Annotated in this window: 16 protein-coding genes and 1 tRNA gene; 11 read left to right on the top strand and 6 right to left on the bottom strand. The window is 72.0% G+C overall.

Features of this window, described 5'->3' with window-relative positions; genetic code table 11:
- Positions 1-215: 215 nt before the first annotated feature.
- Positions 216-1331, bottom strand: coding sequence for a phosphoserine transaminase (serC, locus tag ACNQOV_RS09295; RefSeq protein WP_416394285.1), 1116 nt, complete (start codon positions 1329-1331; stop codon positions 216-218).
- Positions 1332-1517: 186 nt separating this feature from the next.
- Between serC and ACNQOV_RS09300 the strand changes: the two genes are divergently transcribed.
- The 6 genes from ACNQOV_RS09300 (at position 1518) to argG (ending at position 7204) form a co-directional block, all read left to right on the top strand.
- Positions 1518-2213 carry a metal-dependent transcriptional regulator gene (locus ACNQOV_RS09300; RefSeq protein ID WP_022906596.1) on the top strand — a complete coding sequence of 232 codons (696 nt, stop codon included), beginning with the start codon at positions 1518-1520 and terminating at the stop codon, positions 2211-2213.
- Positions 2214-2487: 274 nt separating this feature from the next.
- Positions 2488-3429 (top strand): C40 family peptidase, encoded by a 942-nt coding sequence (locus ACNQOV_RS09305; RefSeq protein WP_416394286.1) that lies wholly within the window; start codon positions 2488-2490, stop codon positions 3427-3429.
- A 383-nt stretch (positions 3430-3812) separates the two neighbouring features.
- Entirely contained in the window at positions 3813-4307 is a 495-nt protein-coding gene (locus ACNQOV_RS09310; protein WP_022906594.1) for an HNH endonuclease, read from the top strand.
- 188 nt (positions 4308-4495) lie between these two features.
- Positions 4496-5599: an epoxide hydrolase family protein gene (locus ACNQOV_RS09315; RefSeq protein WP_416394287.1), complete on the top strand. Its 1104-nt coding sequence runs from the start codon at positions 4496-4498 to the stop codon at positions 5597-5599.
- Between the two features lie 13 nt (positions 5600-5612).
- Positions 5613-5687: transfer RNA gene (locus ACNQOV_RS09320), tRNA-Arg, on the top strand.
- 74 nt (positions 5688-5761) lie between these two features.
- A complete protein-coding gene (argG, locus tag ACNQOV_RS09325) occupies positions 5762-7204 on the top strand; it encodes an argininosuccinate synthase (protein ID WP_402267101.1) in 1443 nt (480 codons plus the stop codon).
- Positions 7205-7538: 334 nt separating this feature from the next.
- Here the strand turns inward: argG and ACNQOV_RS09330 are convergent, their stop codons facing one another.
- The gene (locus tag ACNQOV_RS09330; RefSeq protein ID WP_416394288.1) at positions 7539-8678 is read right to left on the bottom strand and encodes an AI-2E family transporter; all 1140 of its coding nucleotides are present in this window, start codon (positions 8676-8678) and stop codon (positions 7539-7541) included.
- 363 nt (positions 8679-9041) lie between these two features.
- On the opposite strand from ACNQOV_RS09330, the gene ACNQOV_RS09335 reads away from it, so the two are divergent.
- Positions 9042-9209, top strand: coding sequence for a hypothetical protein (locus ACNQOV_RS09335; protein ID WP_022906582.1), 168 nt, complete (start codon positions 9042-9044; stop codon positions 9207-9209).
- An 86-nt stretch (positions 9210-9295) separates the two neighbouring features.
- Here the strand turns inward: ACNQOV_RS09335 and ACNQOV_RS09340 are convergent, their stop codons facing one another.
- Together ACNQOV_RS09340 and ACNQOV_RS09345 are read right to left on the bottom strand one after the other, a co-directional pair.
- Entirely contained in the window at positions 9296-10729 is a 1434-nt protein-coding gene (locus ACNQOV_RS09340; RefSeq protein WP_416394289.1) for an MATE family efflux transporter, read from the bottom strand.
- Positions 10730-10869: 140 nt separating this feature from the next.
- Positions 10870-11313 (bottom strand): MarR family winged helix-turn-helix transcriptional regulator, encoded by a 444-nt coding sequence (locus tag ACNQOV_RS09345; protein WP_416394290.1) that lies wholly within the window; start codon positions 11311-11313, stop codon positions 10870-10872.
- Positions 11314-11728: 415 nt separating this feature from the next.
- Here ACNQOV_RS09345 and ACNQOV_RS09350 point away from each other — a divergent pair, with 415 nt between their 5' ends.
- From ACNQOV_RS09350 to ACNQOV_RS09365, 4 genes are all read left to right on the top strand, one after another.
- Positions 11729-13804 carry a choice-of-anchor G family protein gene (locus tag ACNQOV_RS09350; protein ID WP_416394291.1) on the top strand — a complete coding sequence of 692 codons (2076 nt, stop codon included), beginning with the start codon at positions 11729-11731 and terminating at the stop codon, positions 13802-13804.
- Positions 13805-13986: 182 nt separating this feature from the next.
- Entirely contained in the window at positions 13987-14166 is a 180-nt protein-coding gene (locus ACNQOV_RS09355) for a hypothetical protein (protein WP_416394292.1), read from the top strand.
- Positions 14167-14205: 39 nt separating this feature from the next.
- A complete protein-coding gene (nadE, locus tag ACNQOV_RS09360; protein WP_031261309.1) occupies positions 14206-15033 on the top strand; it encodes an ammonia-dependent NAD(+) synthetase in 828 nt (275 codons plus the stop codon).
- 212 nt (positions 15034-15245) lie between these two features.
- Positions 15246-16694: an SPFH domain-containing protein gene (locus tag ACNQOV_RS09365; protein ID WP_022905699.1), complete on the top strand. Its 1449-nt coding sequence runs from the start codon at positions 15246-15248 to the stop codon at positions 16692-16694.
- Between the two features lie 33 nt (positions 16695-16727).
- Here the strand turns inward: ACNQOV_RS09365 and ACNQOV_RS09370 are convergent, their stop codons facing one another.
- Positions 16728-17165 (bottom strand): hypothetical protein, encoded by a 438-nt coding sequence (locus ACNQOV_RS09370; protein WP_416394293.1) that lies wholly within the window; start codon positions 17163-17165, stop codon positions 16728-16730.
- A 25-nt stretch (positions 17166-17190) separates the two neighbouring features.
- Complete coding sequence (locus tag ACNQOV_RS09375; RefSeq protein ID WP_416394294.1) at positions 17191-18171, bottom strand: hypothetical protein; 981 nt, start codon at positions 18169-18171, stop codon at positions 17191-17193.
- Between the last annotated feature and the right edge of the window lie 114 nt (positions 18172-18285).

Below are 18285 nucleotides of genomic sequence, written 5' to 3' on the forward strand. Positions count from 1 at the left end.
CCCCCCACTGGTCCCCCCGCTTCGCCCCGCAACAATCCCGCCCAGGGCCTTCCCCCAAGCACCCCACAAAAAACGCCTCCGCCAAATGCCCCCCCCGGGGGGGGGGGCCCCCCGGCCCCCCCCCCGCCCCGGCGGGGGCCCGCCCGGGCCCCGGCGCGGTCGCGGGGGCGGGGGGCCCGCGCCCCCCGCGCCTCCTGTCACGAGGACCGACCGCCTCAGCGCAGGGCGTCCACCGTGAAGTCGATCGCCCGCACGAGCTTGGCGACGTCGTCCGGGTCGATCGCGGTGAAGGTCGCGATGCGCAGCTGGTTGCGACCCAGCTTCCGGTACGGCTCGGTGTCCACGATCCCGTTCTGGCGGAGGGTCGCGGCCACGGCCTTGGCGTCGATCGCGTCGTCGAGGTCGATCGTGGCGACGACCTGCGACCGGGCTGCGGGGTCGGTCACGAACGGCGTCGCGTAGTCGACCGACTCGGCCCAGTCGTAGAGCGTGGACGACGAGGTCTTCGTGCGCGCGTCGGCCCAGCCGAGCCCGCCGGACTCGTTGATCCACCGGACCTGGTCGTCGAGCAGGATCAGGGTGGCGAGTGCGGGGGTGTTCAGCGTCTGGTTCAGCCGCGAGTTGTCGACGGCGTTCTTGAGCGACAGGAACTCGGGGACGTAGCGGTCGCTCGCGGCGATCCGCTCGACGCGCTCGATCGCCGCGGGGGAGAAGAGCGCGAGCCACAGGCCGCCGTCCGAGGCGAAGTTCTTCTGCGGGGCGAAGTAGTAGACGTCCGTGGCGCCGACGTCGAACCGGGCACCACCGGCGGCGCTCGTCGCGTCGACCACGGTCAGGGCGCCGGGGTCACCCGCGGCGCGGACGACCGGGGCCATGACGCCCGTCGAGGTCTCGTTGTGCGGGTAGGCGTAGACGTCGACGCCCTCGACCGGCTCGAGCGACGCGAGGGATCCGCCGGGGGCCTCGACCACGTGCGGTGCCTCGAGCCAGGGGGCACCCGCGGCCTTGGCGAACTTCGAGCCGAACTCGCCGAAGGACAGGTTCTCGGCACGGCGCTCGATGAGCCCGAACGCGGCGGCGTCCCAGAACGCGGTCGAGCCGCCGTTGCCGAGGACGACCTCGTAGCCGTCGGGCAGCTCGAAGAGGTCGGCGAGGCCGGCGCGGACGCTGCCCACGAGGTCCTTGACGGGCTTCTGACGGTGGGAGGTGCCGAGGATCGTCGCGCCGCGGGTCACGAGGGACTCGAGCTGGGCGCCACGGATCTTGGACGGTCCGCAGCCGAATCGGCCATCGGTCGGGAGGAGTTCGGCGGGGATGACGATGTCTGCCATGCACCGATCCTAACGAGCGGTATCCCAGCGCAAGTGACCGTGTACCGGCCGGACGGGGCGGGCCGATACCGCGCCTCCTGGCCGCATCACGCACGTCCTTCCTTGCGTCGTACAAGCGTCGGTCGCTCCATGTCGTCCCGAACAAGTAGGGTGGGGCGCGCTGGGCCCAGACATGAGAGGCGGACCGTGACCGATCTCGTCGACACCACGGAGATGTACCTTCGCACCATCCTCGACCTCGAGGAAGAGGCGATCGTGCCCCTGCGCGCCCGCATCTCGGAGCGCCTCGGCCACTCGGGTCCCACGGTCTCGCAGACGATCGCCCGCATGGAGCGCGACGGCCTCGTCGTCGTCTCGGGCGACCGTCACCTGGAGCTCACCGACGAGGGACGGTCCCGCGCGACGCACGTGATGCGCAAGCACCGGCTCGCCGAGCGGCTGCTCTCCGACGTCATCGGCCTCGACTGGGCGTTCGTCCACGACGAAGCATGCCGCTGGGAGCACGTGATGAGCGAGCAGGTCGAGGTCCGGCTGCTCGAGATGCTCGGCAACCCGACCGAGTCCCCCTACGGCAACCCGATCCCCGGCCTGGCCGAGATCGGCGGACCGGCGGCACCGGGCTTCCTCGACGGTGTGCAGAACATCGTCGCCGCGACCGAGGGCACCGACGCCGTGGCGACCGGGGTCATCCGCCGCCTGGGCGAGCCCGTGCAGTTCGAGCCGGAGCTCCTCCACCAGCTGCGGTCCGCCGGGGTCATGCCCGGCCGGGTCGCGAGCGTGCAGCGCGCCGGCGCCTACGTGGCGGTGCGTGTCGACGGCGAGGACGCCGGCATCGAGCTGCCGACCGAGGTCGCGCAGCACGTCTACATCGAACGTTCCTGAGGCGTCTGCCCCCGGAACTGGGGCGAGGCCGATTCCTGCGCGCTGATCAGGGCTTCTTTACCGTTCTGTTACAAACGGGCGTTTTCATCTCGACAAGGTAACGGTCGCCACGTACACTCGTCCGAGTCCGCCGGCCACCCACGAGGCCCAGGACCCGTGACAGGACGTCTCGAACCCGTCTCCTGTCTCGATCGGAAACGATGACGAACGGATGGGGTTGCACGGCCGGCGATCACCCCCGCTGGCAGTGGTGACGAGACGCCGGAGACACCCCTTGACGCAGACCGGTTCCGCCGCGGACGACCAGACGCCCGCGAACCCGACGAACACCGTGATCGCCACCGACGCCCCCGTCTCACGCCGCGCAGCGCGCACCGTGACCCCGGTTCGCGATGCCCCGCTCCCCGGCGGTCGCCGCGCAGCCCAGGCAGCCCGTGCCGCCGCGACGACCAAGGCGAGCTCGTCGGCCCGCAAGCGCCGGTTCCTCGCGCCGGTCGTCCTGACGGTCGCCGTCGGCATGTTCGGCACCGTCGCGGTCGCCCCCGCGTTCGCCGCGACGTCGCAGTCGACCGGCACCGACGCCGACGCCGCCGCCGCGCAGCGCCAGGTCCGCACCACCCAGGCCCAGAACTTCTCCGTCTCCGACGCGGTCGCCCTCGCCGGGACGAGCCGCGACGGCTACGGCGCGACCTCCCAGTCGACGCTCGACGCCGAGGTCGCGAAGAAGGCCGCCGACGCCGCCGCGAAGCAGGCCGCCGCGCAGGCTGCGGCCACCCAGGCGGCCCGCGCCCAGACCGCGTCGCAGTACGCCTCGTACACGGGCCCCAGCGCTTCCGACTACGTCGCCTCGTCGACCGCCGCGAACACCCCGTTCTCGCTGCCGGCCGTGGTCGCCACCGCCAAGCAGTACATCGGCACCCCGTACGTCTTCGGCGGGGCCGACCCGTCGGGCTTCGACTGCTCGGGCTACGTCATGTTCGTGTACGCGCAGTACGGCATCAACCTCGCGCACTCCGTGCCGCTGCAGGACCAGGCCGGCACCACGATCCCCGAGTCCGAGGCGCAGCCCGGTGACGTCGTCATCTTCAACAACGAGGCGCACGACGGCTTCTACATGGGCAACGGCATGATCATGGACGCCCCGAAGCCCGGCGGCTCCGTCTCGATCCGTCCGATCTGGACCAGCGACTACCACATCGTCCGTTTCGGCATCTGACGACGGGGTGCCCACGGGGCCCCTCGCCTGCGACGCCCGAGCGTCGATCCCGTGAACATCGCCGGAACCGGCCCGTGCACCCTCGTGCCGGGCCGGTTTCTGACGTACCCTGACCCTGCACCGGCCCGAACGGTCCGAGCAGGGAGACCCCATGTCAGCGTTCCGCACGACCCGCACCATGGGTCGGCGCGCGCACGTCGACATATGGTCGACCACCGCCTGCGTGCACGAGCACGCCCCTGCATGACGAGAGCACTGCCCATCCGGGTGGTGCTCTTCGTGGTTCAGGGGCCGTTCGCGCGAGCGGAGGTCACCTGCGCGGTACCCCGGTCCGACGCACCCGCACAGCCTGGAAGCCGTCCAGGCACGTCGGAAGGGAACCCATGCGCACTCTCGTCCTCAACGCCGGTTACGAGCCCCTCGCGGTGATCTCGTTCCGTCGGGCCCTCGTGCTGGTCATGAACCAGAAGGCCGCCATCGTCGCCGCCGACCTCGACCACCCGGTCACGGGATCGACGTCGACCTACGACCGTCCGTCCGTCATCATCCTCACCCGGTACGTCCGCATCCCGCACTCGAGGCTCGTGCCGGTGTCCCGCCGGGGCGTCCTGCGCCGGGACGCGAACCGGTGCGCGTACTGCGACCGGCACGCCACGACGATCGACCACGTGCAGCCCCGCTCCCGCGGTGGCGAGGACTCGTGGGAGAACCTCGTCGCCTGCTGCCTGGCGTGCAACAACACCAAGGGCGACCGCACCCCGCAGGAGATGGGGTGGCGGCTCCGCTTCCGCCCGAAGGCGCCGCACGGGGCGTCGTGGGTGGTGCGGGGCATCGAGCGTCCGCAGTCGGAGTGGGACGAGTACCTCGTGGCCGCGTAGCGGCTGATGCCGCGCCTGGCGGCGTGGCGGACGGGAGGCGCGGGTCGGCACCGGCCCGCGCCTCCCGTCCGCCGGGATCCGCGTCGGACTGTCGGGACCCGCGTCGGACGGTCGGGCGCCGCCTGCGCGCGCGATGCGTCCGCCGGGACCCGCGTCGGAGTGTCGGGTGCGCGGCGTAGCGTGCCGCCATGGCCGAGACCCCGTGGATCGACGACGACACCATCGCGGACCTCCGTGCGCGGCTCCGGGCCACCCGGTGGCCCGACGCCCCGGTCGGCACGGGCTGGTCGCTCGGGATCGACGTCGACGAGCTGCGGGCGCTCGTCGCGTACTGGGCGGACGGCTTCGACTTCGCGGCGCACCGAGCGACGCTCGCCGCCCTGCCGTCGCGTCGGACGGTCGTCGACGGCATCGGCATCCACGTGCTGCACGTGCGCGCGGCGACACCGGGAGCCCTCCCGCTGCTGCTGGCGCACGGCTGGCCGGACTCCGGGTGGCGGTTCCGCAAGGTGGTCCCGATGCTCGTCGACGCCGGGTTCGACGTCGTCGTGCCGGACATGCCCGGGTACGGCTTCTCGGACGCCCCGCCCCGCGTGCTCGACGCCCGCGAGGTCGCGGGCCTGTGGGCCACGCTCATGACCGACCTCGGGTACGAGCGGTTCGCGGTGTCCGGCGGGGACATCGGCTCGCACGTCGCCCGGTACCTGGCGCTCGACCAGCCCGACCGCGTCGTCGCCGTGCACCGGATCGACGGCGGGCTCGCGTGGCCCGGCCTCGACGCATCAACGCTCTCCGCCGCCGAGCAGGAGTTCGTCGCGGCGACCGACCGCTGGCGCACCGCCGAGGGCGCCTACGCGATGCTGCACCGCACCAGGCCGCAGACCGCCGCGGTCGGGCTGACGGACTCACCAGCCGGGCTCGCGGCCTGGATCGTGGAGAAGCTCCGGTCGTGGAGCGACTGCGGCGGCGACCTCTGGTCGGTGTACACGCGAGACGAGGTGCTCGCGCTCGTCACCGAGTACTGGGCGACGGCCACGATCGGGTCCTCGATGCGGATGTACCACGCCAACGCGGCGATCCCGGCGTCGCAGCTGGCCCGTCGGGTCGAGGTGCCGTCCGGGTTCTCGATCTTCCCGGGCGACATCGTGCGGGCGCCGGTGGAGTGGCTCAAGCGGACGACGAACCTCGTGTACCACCACGAGCTCGACCGGGGCGGGCACTTCGCGCCGTTCGAGCAGCCGGTGCTCTTCGTCGACGAGGTGCGGGCCTTCCTGGAGCCGTTCCGCCGCTAGAGTGGTGGGGCCAGCCTCTGTAGCTCAATGGAAGAGCAGTTCCGTCCTAAGGAAACGGTTGGGGGTTCGAGTCCCTCCAGGGGCACCAGCACACGCACAGGGGTTCGAGTCCCTGCACCGCGAGCGCGATGTACCGGCTGGACTCCCCGTACGATTGACGTCGTGTCCAAGGTCCTGAGCAGTCTCCCCGTCGGCGAACGAGTCGGCATCGCGTTCTCCGGAGGTCTCGACACCTCCTGCGCGGTCGCCTGGATGCGCGAGAAGGGAGCGGTGCCCTGCACGTACACGGCCGACATCGGCCAGTACGACGAGCCGGACATCGACGCCGTCCCGGGGCGCGCGCACGAGTACGGTGCCGAGATCGCCCGCCTCGTCGACGCGAAGAGCGCCCTGGTGGAAGAGGGCCTCGTCGCCCTGCAGACCGGCGCGTTCCACATCCGTTCCGGCGGCAAGACCTACTTCAACACGACGCCGCTCGGCCGCGCCGTGACGGGCACGATGCTCGTCCGCGCCATGAAGGAGGACGGCGTCGACATCTGGGGCGACGGCTCCACCTACAAGGGCAACGACATCGAGCGGTTCTACCGCTACGGCCTGATGGCGAACCCGCGGCTGCGTGTCTACAAGCCGTGGCTCGACTCCGAGTTCGTCGAGGAGCTCGGCGGCCGCAAGGAGATGAGCGAGTGGCTCGTCGCCCGTGGCTTCCCGTACCGCGACTCCACCGAGAAGGCGTACTCGACCGACGCCAACATCTGGGGCGCCACGCACGAGGCGAAGAGCCTCGAGGAGCTCTCGAGCGGCCTGGACATCGTCGAGCCGATCATGGGCGTCGCCGCGTGGCGTGACGACGTCGAGGTCGCGACCGAGGTCGTGTCCGTCCGCTTCGAGGCCGGCCGCCCCGTGGCGATCAACGGCGTCGAGTACGCGGACGCCGTCGCCCTGGTGTACGAGGCGAACGCGATCGGTGGCCGCCACGGCCTCGGTGCGTCCGACCAGATCGAGAACCGCATCATCGAGGCGAAGAGCCGCGGCATCTACGAGGCGCCGGGCATGGCGCTGCTGCACATCGCCTACGAGCGCCTGCTCAACGCGATCCACAACGAGGACACGGTCGCGTCGTACCACAACGAGGGCCGCCGACTGGGTCGCCTGATGTACGAGGGCCGGTGGCTCGACCCGCAGTCGCTCATGCTCCGTGAGTCGCTGCAGCGCTGGGTCGCCTCGGCGGTCACGGGCGAGGTCACCCTGCGGCTCCGTCGCGGTGACGACTACACGATCCTCGACACCACGGGGCCGGCGCTGTCGTACCACCCGGACAAGCTCTCGATGGAGCGCGTGGGCGACGCCGCCTTCGGTCCGGACGACCGCATCGGCCAGCTGACGATGCGCAACCTCGACATCGCGGACTCCCGGGCACGCCTTGAGCAGTACGCCGCCGCCGGCCTCATCGGTGGCGCGACGGGCGAGCTCGTCGGGCAGCTCGAAGCGGGTGAGTCGGAGGAGATCCTCGGCGGCGCGGTCGTCACCTCGGACGCCGATGACGCGCTCGGTCGTCGGACGGACCTCGCGTCCGAGGGTGCAGCGTTCGACTCCGGCACCGACTGACCACCACACGGTACGACGAAGGGGGCCTCCGCCACGTGCGGAGGCCCCCTTCGACGTGGTGTGCTGCGCCCGGGCCGGCGGACGGGCCGGGGTCGAACGACATTGTCGACGTCGTACGACATCGATGACGTCGCTGCCGGGCGTGTGCAACTGTTGCAGCCGCGGGCGAACGACATCGTCGACGTCGTACGACATCGACGTTGTCGTTCCGGGGCGGCAGCGCGGACGGCACAGCCGACCCGAGCGCCCGAGCGCCCGAGCGCCCGAGCGCCCGAGCGCCCGAGCGCCCGAGCGCCCGACCGCACCCGCGCCCGACGCGGACGCACGACCCGCGTCAGCGCGCCTCCGCGGTCTCCTCGCGCTTCTGGCGCCACGGGCGTGCCGGCTGGTCGGGCCCGTCCCACACCTGGATCGCTCCCCAGGCGGCGGCGAGCAGCGGCACCGAGATGATCGCGCCGGTGATGCCCGCGAGCACGGTGCCGGCGGTCAGCCCGATCAGGATGACGAGGCCGTGCAGCTTCAGCGTCTTGCCCATCAGGACCGGCTGCAGCAGGTTGCCCTCGAGCTGGTTGACGAGCACGACGATGCCGACGACGATCAGCGCCGGGACCGGACCGAGTGCGACGAGGGCGACGAGTGCGGCGAGGATGCCGGCCGCGGTGGCGCCGACGATCGGGATGAACGCCGTGATGAACACGACGACGGCGAGGGGGAGCGCGAGCGGGACGCCCACGATCGCGATGCCGACCCCGATGCCGATCGCGTCGACCGCGGCGACGGTGGCGGTGCCGCGGACGTACCCGCCCAGGGTCAGCACCACCCGGTCGCCCACGCGACGGGCCCGTTCGTAGCGTGCGCCGGTGAACGGGCGGAGCAGGAACTCCCAGATGCGCGGCCCGTCCTTGAGGAAGAAGAACAGCACCACGATCATCAGCACGAGACCGGTGAGGAAGTTCGCCGTGGCCGACGCTCCCGCGAGGGCGCCGGAGCCGAACTGCGAGCTGGTGACGAAGTCCTGGATGCCCTTGACGGCCTCGTCGATCTGCGACTGGTCGATCGAGATCGGCAGCGTCGACGCGAAGTCCTGCAGCTGGTCGAAGCCGCGCAACGCGGACTTCTGCAGGTCGGGCCACTGCGAGACGACGGCGACGACGATGAGCCAGCTCACCAGCCCGAGCACGACGAGCACGCCGATGAGGACTGCGAGGGTCGCGAGTACGGACGGCACCCGGTGCCGGCGCAGCCACGACACGACGGGGTGCATGGCGGACGCGATGATGAGCGCGAGGAGCACCGGGATCGTGACGACGCTCAGCGTGGCCGCGGCGTAGACGATGCCGATCACCACCACGAGCAGGACGATCAGCTGCAGGCAGCGGGTGGCCAGACCGCCGAACGAGTCCGACCAGAGCTTCGTCACCCTGCTCGGCGGGGTGTCGGGGTGCGGGGTGTGCGGGCTGCCGAACAATGGCATGGGGCTCCTCGGGGTACGGGTGTGCCCGCCCACCGTACCGGCGCGGCGACGATCCGGGCCGGGGTGTGTCGACGGGTGCTCGATGCGTGTTCCGGACGGTTCTCGTGCCGATCGTCGCGCGACAGTACGCTGGTGGACATCGGACCGACTCAGGGTCCCGTCGTCATGATGCTCCTCGCGGTCTGCGGGGTCTGGCGTGACGGGACGGTCCGATCGGATCCGGAGTGCGCATCACTCCGACGAAGGGCTGGTCGACGTGACCGCCACGCTCCACACGTTCTCGCACCCCGTCGAACTGTTCGCCGGTTCGCCCCGGACGCCCCTCGGCCCGCTGGCCGTCTCCGTCGTCGAGCTGGTGCTCGCGTGACCGACCGCCGCCAGGAGGACTGGCACCGCCACGGCATGCGCTCGCCCGAGGACATCGCCGACCTGCTCGCCGCGCGGCTCGGTGGTTCGGACGAGACGCTCCGTGCGGTCGGACCGACGTGGGACGAGCCGTCCTACGCGGACTTCCTCGGCGAACAGCTCTGAACCGACCGCTGACGCGCTGACGCGTCTGACGGACGGGAGGCGCGGTGCCGGCTGGCACCGCGCCTCCCGTCCGTCGTGGCGTCCGGTCAGACCGCCGCCGCCTCCTCGAGCGCGGCGTCCGCCCGCTCCGATGACCCCGCGGCGAGACCGCGGGCGATCCGTCCGCGGGACAGCGCCCACAGCACCAGCGCCGCGACGAACACGAGCACCTCGGTGACGGTCAGTGCCCAGATGATCCCGGCGAGCCCGAACCACAGGTTCCCGACGAGCACGATCGGGATGAACAGCACGCCCTGCGCCATCGACAGGACCATGGCGGGCAGCACCATCCCGGTCGCCTGGAACAGCGACGTGAGCAGGCCGGTGAAGCCGTTCACGATCGTGGCGACGAGCTGCGCGGTCAGGATGGTCAGGCCGATCGCGAGCACCGAGCGGTCGCCCGAGAAGATCGTGAAGACCTGCTCGCGGAACACGAAGACCGTGCCGGAGAACACCAGGACGATCGTCCCGACGGTGAACGCGGCACCACGGAGCGCGGCGCGGAGCCGGTCGGCGTCACCCTTGCCGAACGCGTAGGCGAGGAGCGGCAGGACGCCGATCGTGACGCCCATCACGAGGAACTCGGGCACCTGGGCGATGCGGACGGCGACGCCCATCGCCGCGAGCGGGTCGTCCCCGTACCCGGCAGCGAGGTTGTTCAGCACGAGGGTCGTCACGATGAGGAACCCGGCCTGCAGCAGTTCGCTCGAACCGATGCCGAACACCGGCCCGACGACGTCCCTCCGCAGCGTGAACCACTTCGGTGCGAAGCGCACGTTCGCGCTGTTCCGCTGGAGCCAGACGATCCAGTAGCCGATCGCCACGACGTTGCCGAGGCCGACGGCGAGGGCGGCGCCGGCGACGCCCCAGTGCAGCACGAGGATGAAGAGCACGTCGAAGACGAGGTTGCCGACGGTCGACAGGACGAGCCCGATCATGGCCTGTCGCGCCGCCCCTTCGGAGCGGACGATCTGCTCCAGCGTGAACGACGCGGCGAGCACCGGCACGAACGCGAGCATGACGGCGACGTAGGCGCTCGTGGCGGGCGCCGCGGCGGCGTCGGCACCGAGCACGGCGACGAGCGGGTGCAGGAACACCAGGCCGAGCACGGCGAGGACGACCCCGGTGGCGACGGCTCCCCAGAGGGCGAAGGCGGCGACGCGCTTGATGTCGTCGGCCTGGGCCGGATCGTGTTCCGAGGCCCCGAGCATGCGCGACATGAGGGCGCTGCCGCCGACGCCGAACACGCCGCCGACGGCCATGACGATGCCGAGGAGCGGGGTGCCGAACGTGATCGCGGCGAGCAGCGAGGTGTCGTGCTGCGATCCGACGAAGCCGGCGTTGATGACGTTGTAGACGGCGCTGACGACCATCGCGGCGGCCATCGGGACGCACAGGTGGACGAGGGCGCGGCCGATCGGGGCGGCGGACAGGTACCAGCGGTTCCTCGCCGCGGCGGTGTCGGGTGCGGTGGTGCTCATGGCTGCCTCCTTCTGGGCACGGCGGAGCGCGCGCCGACCGTGGGTCGGCGCCGCAGGGCATGACGGATGACGCGATCGGCGTGGGCCGACGCGCGTGGGTGGGTCGCGCCTCCTGGACGGGCCTGGAGGCGCGGGTCAGGTCACCGGGTGGGTTCCGGCAGTTCCGCGGTCACCTTGTGCAGGAGCGCCTGCAGGGTGGCGCGCTCGTCGGCGTCGAGCGGTGCGAGCAGGACGTCGTCGAGGGCGACCATGGCGTCCTCGAAGCCGGCGATGAGGGCGATCCCCTCGTCGGTGGCGAAGACGCGCTTCGTCCGGGCGTTCCGGGCGTCCGCCCGGCGTTCGACGAGCCCGCGCCGCTCGAGCCCCTGCAGGAGGCTCGAGACGCTCGCCGCGCTCGTCCGGGTGATGTCGGCGATGTCCCGCTGGATCGCGCCGGGTGTGTGCTGCAGGTACCCGAGGACGAAGCTCTGCTCCTGGGTGAGGTCGCGTTCGCGGACCCACTCCTCGGCAGCCTTCCGTTGGGCCCACCCGATCCAACGCATCTGCTGGAGGGGGGAGTCGAGCCGAGGTGCCTGGTGCGTCATGATCAGAACGCTAACCGTTCGACATCTAACTGTCAACGATCGAACATCGAATCCCGTGTGCCCCCGAACGGGGGTATCGCCAGCACCGGGGAAGCGCCTTGTAGATTGCTCAGGAAGCGCGGTCTCACCAACCGCACATCCTCAGCTCGACGACGTCGCCGAGCCCACCCCGGGGGGATCAGGACATGGCACGAGGACGAACGATGCGCGCACGATCGATGCGCCCGTCCGTGGACGCTGCCTGCACCGCTCCCCGCCTCGCCGGAGGTGATCACTCCGGATAGCCGCGCCCGCGCGCAGCACGACGCGCACACGTGACTCCGGGCCGCCCCACCAGCGCGCCCGTCGGATCCCCCGCCCACCAGCGGGGGATGGATCAGCAGGCGGACGACCTCCGCCTGGAGGAAGAGGCACCATGCCACGCACTGCAACACGCTTCGCGCTCCGCGCGGGCGCCACGGCCACCGTCGCGGCCGTGATCATCGGGGGAGCAGCCCTCCCCGCGCACGCCGCCGCGAGCGACGTGACCCAGGCCGAGGGTCGGCTCGTCGCCGGCAGCGGAACCGTCGACCTCGACACCGTCGCGGCGCTCGCCGGGTCCTTCGGGGCCACAGCGCCCGGCGGGACGACCGCCGGGCAGTCGGACCCGCTCGACCTCTCGGTGCTGGACAGCCTCGGGATCACCGTCCCCGGCGGCATCCAGCTGCTCGGCCAGAACGGCCTCGTGAACGTCGGCGTCGCCGGCCAGGTCGCGAGCACGGACACCACCTCGGCGGTCGCCGCCGCCGGCGCGGTCGGTGCCGACGGCGCGATCCAGGTCGGCCCGGGCACCCCCGGCGCCGGCGCGACCGTCAACCTCACCCCGCTGCTCGGCGGGATCGACGTCGACGACGTCGTGAGCGAGCTCTCGGTCGGTCTCGGTGCCCTGTCGGCCCGCGCCGAGGCGACGCGCACGTTCGACGGCTCGGACGTCACCACCGACTACCAGGTCGCGGGTGCGCAGGTCCGGCTCGTGAGCCCGGCCGTCCAGCAGCTCGTGACCTCGCTGGACACGACGCTCGGCACGACCGACGACACCGTGAACACGGCGATCGGCGAGGACGGTCGCACCACCGAGCTCACCGACGCGCTGCTCGACCCGGTGACCGACGCGGTGAACACCCTCGGGCTCGGCACGCTGACGCTCGAGGACACCACCGCCCAGCTGACCGCGGACATCGACCTGCAGGGCGCGCTCGCCAGCGTGACGCAGCAGCCGCTCACCGACGGGCCGGTCACGATCGACCTGTCCTCCGGCGTCGTCACGATCGACCTCGCGCAGCTCTACACGCTGAACGACCTGCCGGCGAACACCACGCTGCTCGACGACGCGACGATCAACGCCCAGATCACCGGCGCGATCTCGGACATCCTGACCGACCAGCTCCCCGCGCTGCTCACCACCAGCCTCACGAACGCGCTGGACGTCGCCGACGTGCAGCTCGTCGTCAACACGGGCGTCGACCTCCTCGGCGCGGACGTCGCGGGCCTCACCCTGACGGTCGACACCACGGTCGGCGACCTGCTCGGCACCGGCGACGGCGCCACGCTCGCGGTCGCCGGGACCGGGATCCTCGCCCCGGTGCTCGACGAGCTCGACCCGCTGCTGCAGCCGCTGCTCGGGTCGACCATCGTCCCGGGGCTCACCGGCATCCTCGGTGACGTCCTCGGCGGCGACTTCGTCGCGGAGACCGTGCAGACCCTGGTCACGACGATCACCTCGACCGTCACCGCCCTCGACCCGCTGCTCGACGTCGTGAACGAGGTCGTGTCGGTCACGATCAACTCGCAGACCGACCCGTCCTTCACCGAGCCGACGGCCGACGACACCGGGGCCACCACGGTCCGGGCCGTCCGCCTGCAGCTCGTCCCGGCGGCCGACCTGGCGACGGTCGACCTCGCCACGGCGACCGTGCAGGCCGACCCGTTCGCGGGCATCGTCATCACCTCGCCCGAGGACGGCACGGACTACGCCGTGGAGACCGACGACGACACCACCGACGTCCCGGTGACGGGGACCGCCGAGCCGGGCGCCGACGTCGACGTCACGCTCGACGGCGACGACGAGGGCACGCAGTCGACCGTCGCCGACGAGGACGGCACCTGGACCGTCACGTTCCCCGGGGTCGCCGTCGGTGACCACGAGGCCGAGGCGATCGAGACCATCGGCACGCTCGTGAGCGACCCCGACACGGTGACCTTCGCGGTCGCCGCGGCCCCGGTCGACCCGACCGACCCCACCGACCCGGGCACGCCCGGTACGCCCGGCACGCCGGGTGCCGGCGGCGGCACGGGCGGTGGCGGTGCCGGCGGTGTCGGGAACGGCAGCGGTGCCGGGACCGGCAACCTCGCCTTCACCGGTGCCGAGGTCCTGCCGATGCTGCTCCTCGCCGGGCTGCTCCTCGCCGCCGGTGGCGGGACGCTCGTCGCCCGTCGCATGCGTCGGGTCTGACCCTGACGGGCGTCGGTCGTGACCGGCGCCCGTCTCCCGGGCCCGCGGCGCGTTTCGGGTCGTCGCGGTCCCGCCGGTGCGGTGGCGGTTCGGGCCACCACCGCACCGGCACTCTTCCAGCTGCTCCCCCGGCCGACCGGTCCCACCGGTCGGCCGCTCCCGCTCCTGCTCCCGCTCGCGACGTGAGGACCTCCGTGCACGACCACGACACCCACCCGCTCGACCGCCACGTCGGACCCCCGCACGTCGAACGCTTCGTGCTGACCCGGGCCCAGGAGACCATCGGCGTCGTCTGCACCTGCGCGATCGGTGCGGACCACGACAACACGATCCGGCCGATCGGCGCGGATCGCGTGCACTGAAGCCTGTGCACGCGGCCGGTGCAGCGGGATACTGGGGTGGTGCGTGAACTCCAAGCCCAGATCGCGGCAGACCTCGACGTCCAGCCGACCATCGACCCGCAGCAGGAGATCGACCGCCGGGTCGGGTTCCTCCGCGACTACCTGCTCACCACCGGCGCGAAGGGGTACCTCCTCGCGATCAGTGGCGGGCAGGACTCGACCCTCGCCGGCAAGCTGACCCAGCTCGCCGTCGAGTCGCTCCGTGCCGACGGGCACGACGCGTCCTTCACGACCGTGCGCATGCCGTACCGCGTGCAGGCCGACGAGGACGACGCCCAGCTCGCGCTGCGGTTCATCGGCGCCGACCCCGGCATCACCGTCAACATCGAGCACGGCGTCGACGGTGTGGTGCAGGACACCGCTGCCTCCGGCGTGGAGCTGAGCGACTTCGTCAAGGGCAACGTGAAGGCCCGCATGCGCATGGTCGCGCAGTACGCCGTCGCCGGGCAGCGCGGCCTGCTCGTCGTCGGGACCGACCACGCGGCCGAGGCCGTGACCGGCTTCTTCACGAAGTACGGCGACGGCGGCGTCGACCTCACCCCGCTCACGGGCCTGACGAAGAGCCAGGGCCGACAGCTGCTCGAACACCTCGGCGCGCCGGCGCGGCTGTACGAGAAGGCCCCCACCGCCGACCTGCTCGACGAGACCCCCGGGCAGACGGACGAGGCGAACCTCGGCCTGTCCTACGCCGAGATCGACGCCTACCTGCAGGGCCACGACGTCCCGGTCGAGGTGGCCGAGGCGATCGAGTCGCGCTACCGGGCGACCGAGCACAAGCGCCAGGTCCCGGCGACGCCCTTCGACGCGTGGTGGCGCCAGGGCGCGTAGACGCTCGAGCCACCCCGTCCAGGAGGCGCGGTGCGGGTCCGACCCGCACCTGGGCCCCGCCGGCCGGTTCCGGAGCGACGCGCCAGCGGCGGTTCGGCCGTGCCCGGTGGGAGCCTCCTGTCCGTCCCCGCGCGCTCCTAGGATGGAGACCGACAGAACAACAGATGCGGAATCCAGGTCGCCGCCGGTGACCCGTTCCGCGAGGGGGAGTCATGGAAGTCCTGTTCGCACTCGGAGCCGTCCCGCTGATCGTGGTGGGGATCGTCGTCCTGGCGGTCGTCGTCCTGATCTACGCGAAGCTCGTCTACCGGAACGCCGGCGCCGACGAAGCACTCATCATCACCGGCAAGCGGTCCCGCAAGGTGAAGAACCCGGACGGCACCGAGACGGTCGAGTCCGGCATCAAGGTCGTCCTCGGAGCCGGTGTGCTGGTCCGGCCGTTCTTCGAGCGGGTCGCCAAGATCTCGCTGAGCTCGCGGGCCATCGACATCAACGTCAACGCCCAGGACTCGCGCGGCGTGACCATCGACGTCGAGGCCGTGGCACTCGTCAAGGTGGGCGAGGCCGACGCCTCGATCCGGGCGGCAGCACAGCGATTCCTCGGCCAGGAGAAGAAGATCGACGACTTCGCGCGCGAGGTCCTGTCCGGTTCCCTCCGTGCGTCGATCGGTGCGACCGACGTGTCGACGATCATCCGCAACCGCGACCAGCTGACGGTCGCCGTGCTCGACGTCGCGAAGGACGCGCTGCACAGCCAGGGGCTCGACGTCGACTCGTTCGAGATCAAGGGCATCTCGGACCGCAACGACTACATCAGCGACCTCGGCCGTGCCGAGCGCGCCCGGGTCCGGCTCGAGGCCGAGAACGCCGAGGCCCAGGCCGACCGTGAAGCCCGCGAGGCCCGTGCCACGGCCGACCAGGCGATCGCCGAGGCGGAGAACACGCTCGCGATCCGCCGGGCCGCCCTGCAGCTCGACGCCGACCGTGCCTCTGCCGAGGCCGCCGCCGCCGGCCCGCTCGCCCAGGCGCGTGCCGCCCAGGGCGTCGTCGAGCAGGAGCAGCTGACCGCGCAGAAGCGTGCCGAGCTCCGCCGCGCCGAGCTCGAGTCCGAGGTCTCCGCCGTCGCCGAGGCCCAGGCCCGCAAGACCCGTGTCGAGGCAGAGGCCGCCGCTGCCGCCCAGGTCGAGACCGCCCGGGCCCAGGCCGAGGCCCGACGCATCTCGGCCGAGGCGATCGCCGCCGAGGCCCAGGCGGAGTCCGAGGCCCGCAAGCTCGCCGCCGACGCCTCCCGCGCCGAGGGCGAGGCGGCAGCCGACGCGATCCGTGCCAAGGGTCAGGCCGAGGCCGACGCCACCAAGGCCCAGGCGGACGCCCTCGCCCAGCACTCCGAGGCGGTCCTCCGGGTCAAGGCCATCGAGACGCTGCCGAGCATCGCCCGCGAGCTGGCGGCACCGATGGGCAACATCGACAAGCTGACCGTCGTGTCCTCGGACGGTGCCGGCGCGCTCTCGAAGAGCGTCGTCAGCCAGTTCAGCGAGGTCGACGCCCTGCTCGGGACCACCGCGGGCTTCACGTTGAGCGACATCGTGAAGAGCACCACGACGGGGCAGGCCGCGGCCCGTGCGGTCGTGCGTGAGCAGGAGTCCGCGACGGCCGAGTAGCCGGTCACGCGCCAGGCGCGGGCGCGGCGGGGATCAGTCCTCGTCGCGCCCGTCGTCGTCCCGACGGTCGCGCTGCTGGCCACCGGCGTCCTCGCGCTCGCCCCGACCGTCGTGCTCGCCCGAGTCGCGCTCCGCGCCCCGACGCTGGTCCGCCAGCCGTTGCTGCCAGACGACGCTCCGCGCGGCCCCCTCGAGGACGTCGTCCACGCTCCGCCCGGTCTGGGCGGCGAGGGCTCCGCCGAGGCCCGCCGTCAGGGTGCCGCCGGCGGACGCGAGTCGTTCGACGACCTGCTCCTGCCGGTCGGTCAACGGTTCGTCGATCATCTCGTCGACGGTGTCGCGGATGTTCTGCTCGCTCGCGTCCAGGGCCGCCTCGTCACCCGAGTGCAGCGCTGCCGCCTCGCCGACGACGACGAGTCCGAGCCGCGCGGCATCGTCTTCCGGGCGCTGGCCTTCGTGCTCGTCAGTCATGAGCGGGACCGTACGCTCGACCGGATCACGCTTCCTGGACAGCGGGGTACGCCGGCGGTTCCCCCGACGGCCGTTCCGCCCACCGTCGGAGCAGCCACTCGGCCGCGGCCAACCCCTCGCGCCGCTGGAAGTCGCGGAGCGTCGGCATGTGCGGGATGTCCGGTCGCGCCGCCTTCTCGAAGAACGTGCCGGCCAACCCGGCGAGGACCGCGTCCACGCTCGCCGACGGCAGACCGGCGAACACCGGGTGGGTGGCGAGGTGGTGCTCGACGTCGGTGTCCTCTCCGCGGACGAGCACGTCGAGCAGGTACGTGAGCGGGTCGAGCCAGTGCGCGCCGACCGAGGCCCACGGCCAGTCGACGATCCAGACCACGTCGTCGGCGTCGACGAGCAGGTTGTCGGCTCGGCAGTCCACGTGCGCCAGCGACTGCCCGTCCGTCGCCGCGGCGGCTCCGCGAGCGGCCTCGGCGAACGCCGGTGCGGCGGCCACCACGTGGGCCGGGACGACCCCGGGGAACCCGCCGTCGAGCATCCGGTCCCACGCGGCGAACTCGACGACGAGGTCGTCCGCGACCCGGGGGAGCCGCGCGAGGGCTCCGGTGGCGGGCGGCAGGGTGTCGAGGGCGTCGAGCACCGCACCGATGTCCGAGCCGTCACGGGCGCCGCCCGGGTGGCGACCGTCGACGTCCTCGATGACGAGGGCGATCCAGTCGTCGCCGTCCACGGTCGCGCGGAGCACCGTGTGGAGCCGCGGTGCCTGCACGGTGGACGGCAGGTGCCCGAGCACCTCGGCCTCGCGCTCGAGCATCCCGAAGCCGTCCGGGTTGCGGGACCGTGCCAGCGTCTTCACGAATGCGCGTCGACCGCCCTCGGTGACCACCCGGTCGGCACCGCCGGGGGAGTACCCGCCCGCTTGCGACACGGCGTGCACCACCGCGCCGCCGAGCGCCGTCTCGATGCCCGTTCGTACCACCGCCGGCACGTCGGTCCAGGTCGTCCGCCCCATGCCGTCCGACGATACCTGCGAAGACGTTCACCAAGCATGCACAATGGGAAACATTGCGTTGCGGGCAAACCTGCTGGTGATGTAAAGTTGCAGCGTCTGCAAGGTTGACCCGCC

Source organism: Curtobacterium sp. LFS084, from assembly GCF_047977705.1.
Taxonomy (GTDB): Bacteria; Actinomycetota; Actinomycetes; order Actinomycetales; family Microbacteriaceae; genus Curtobacterium.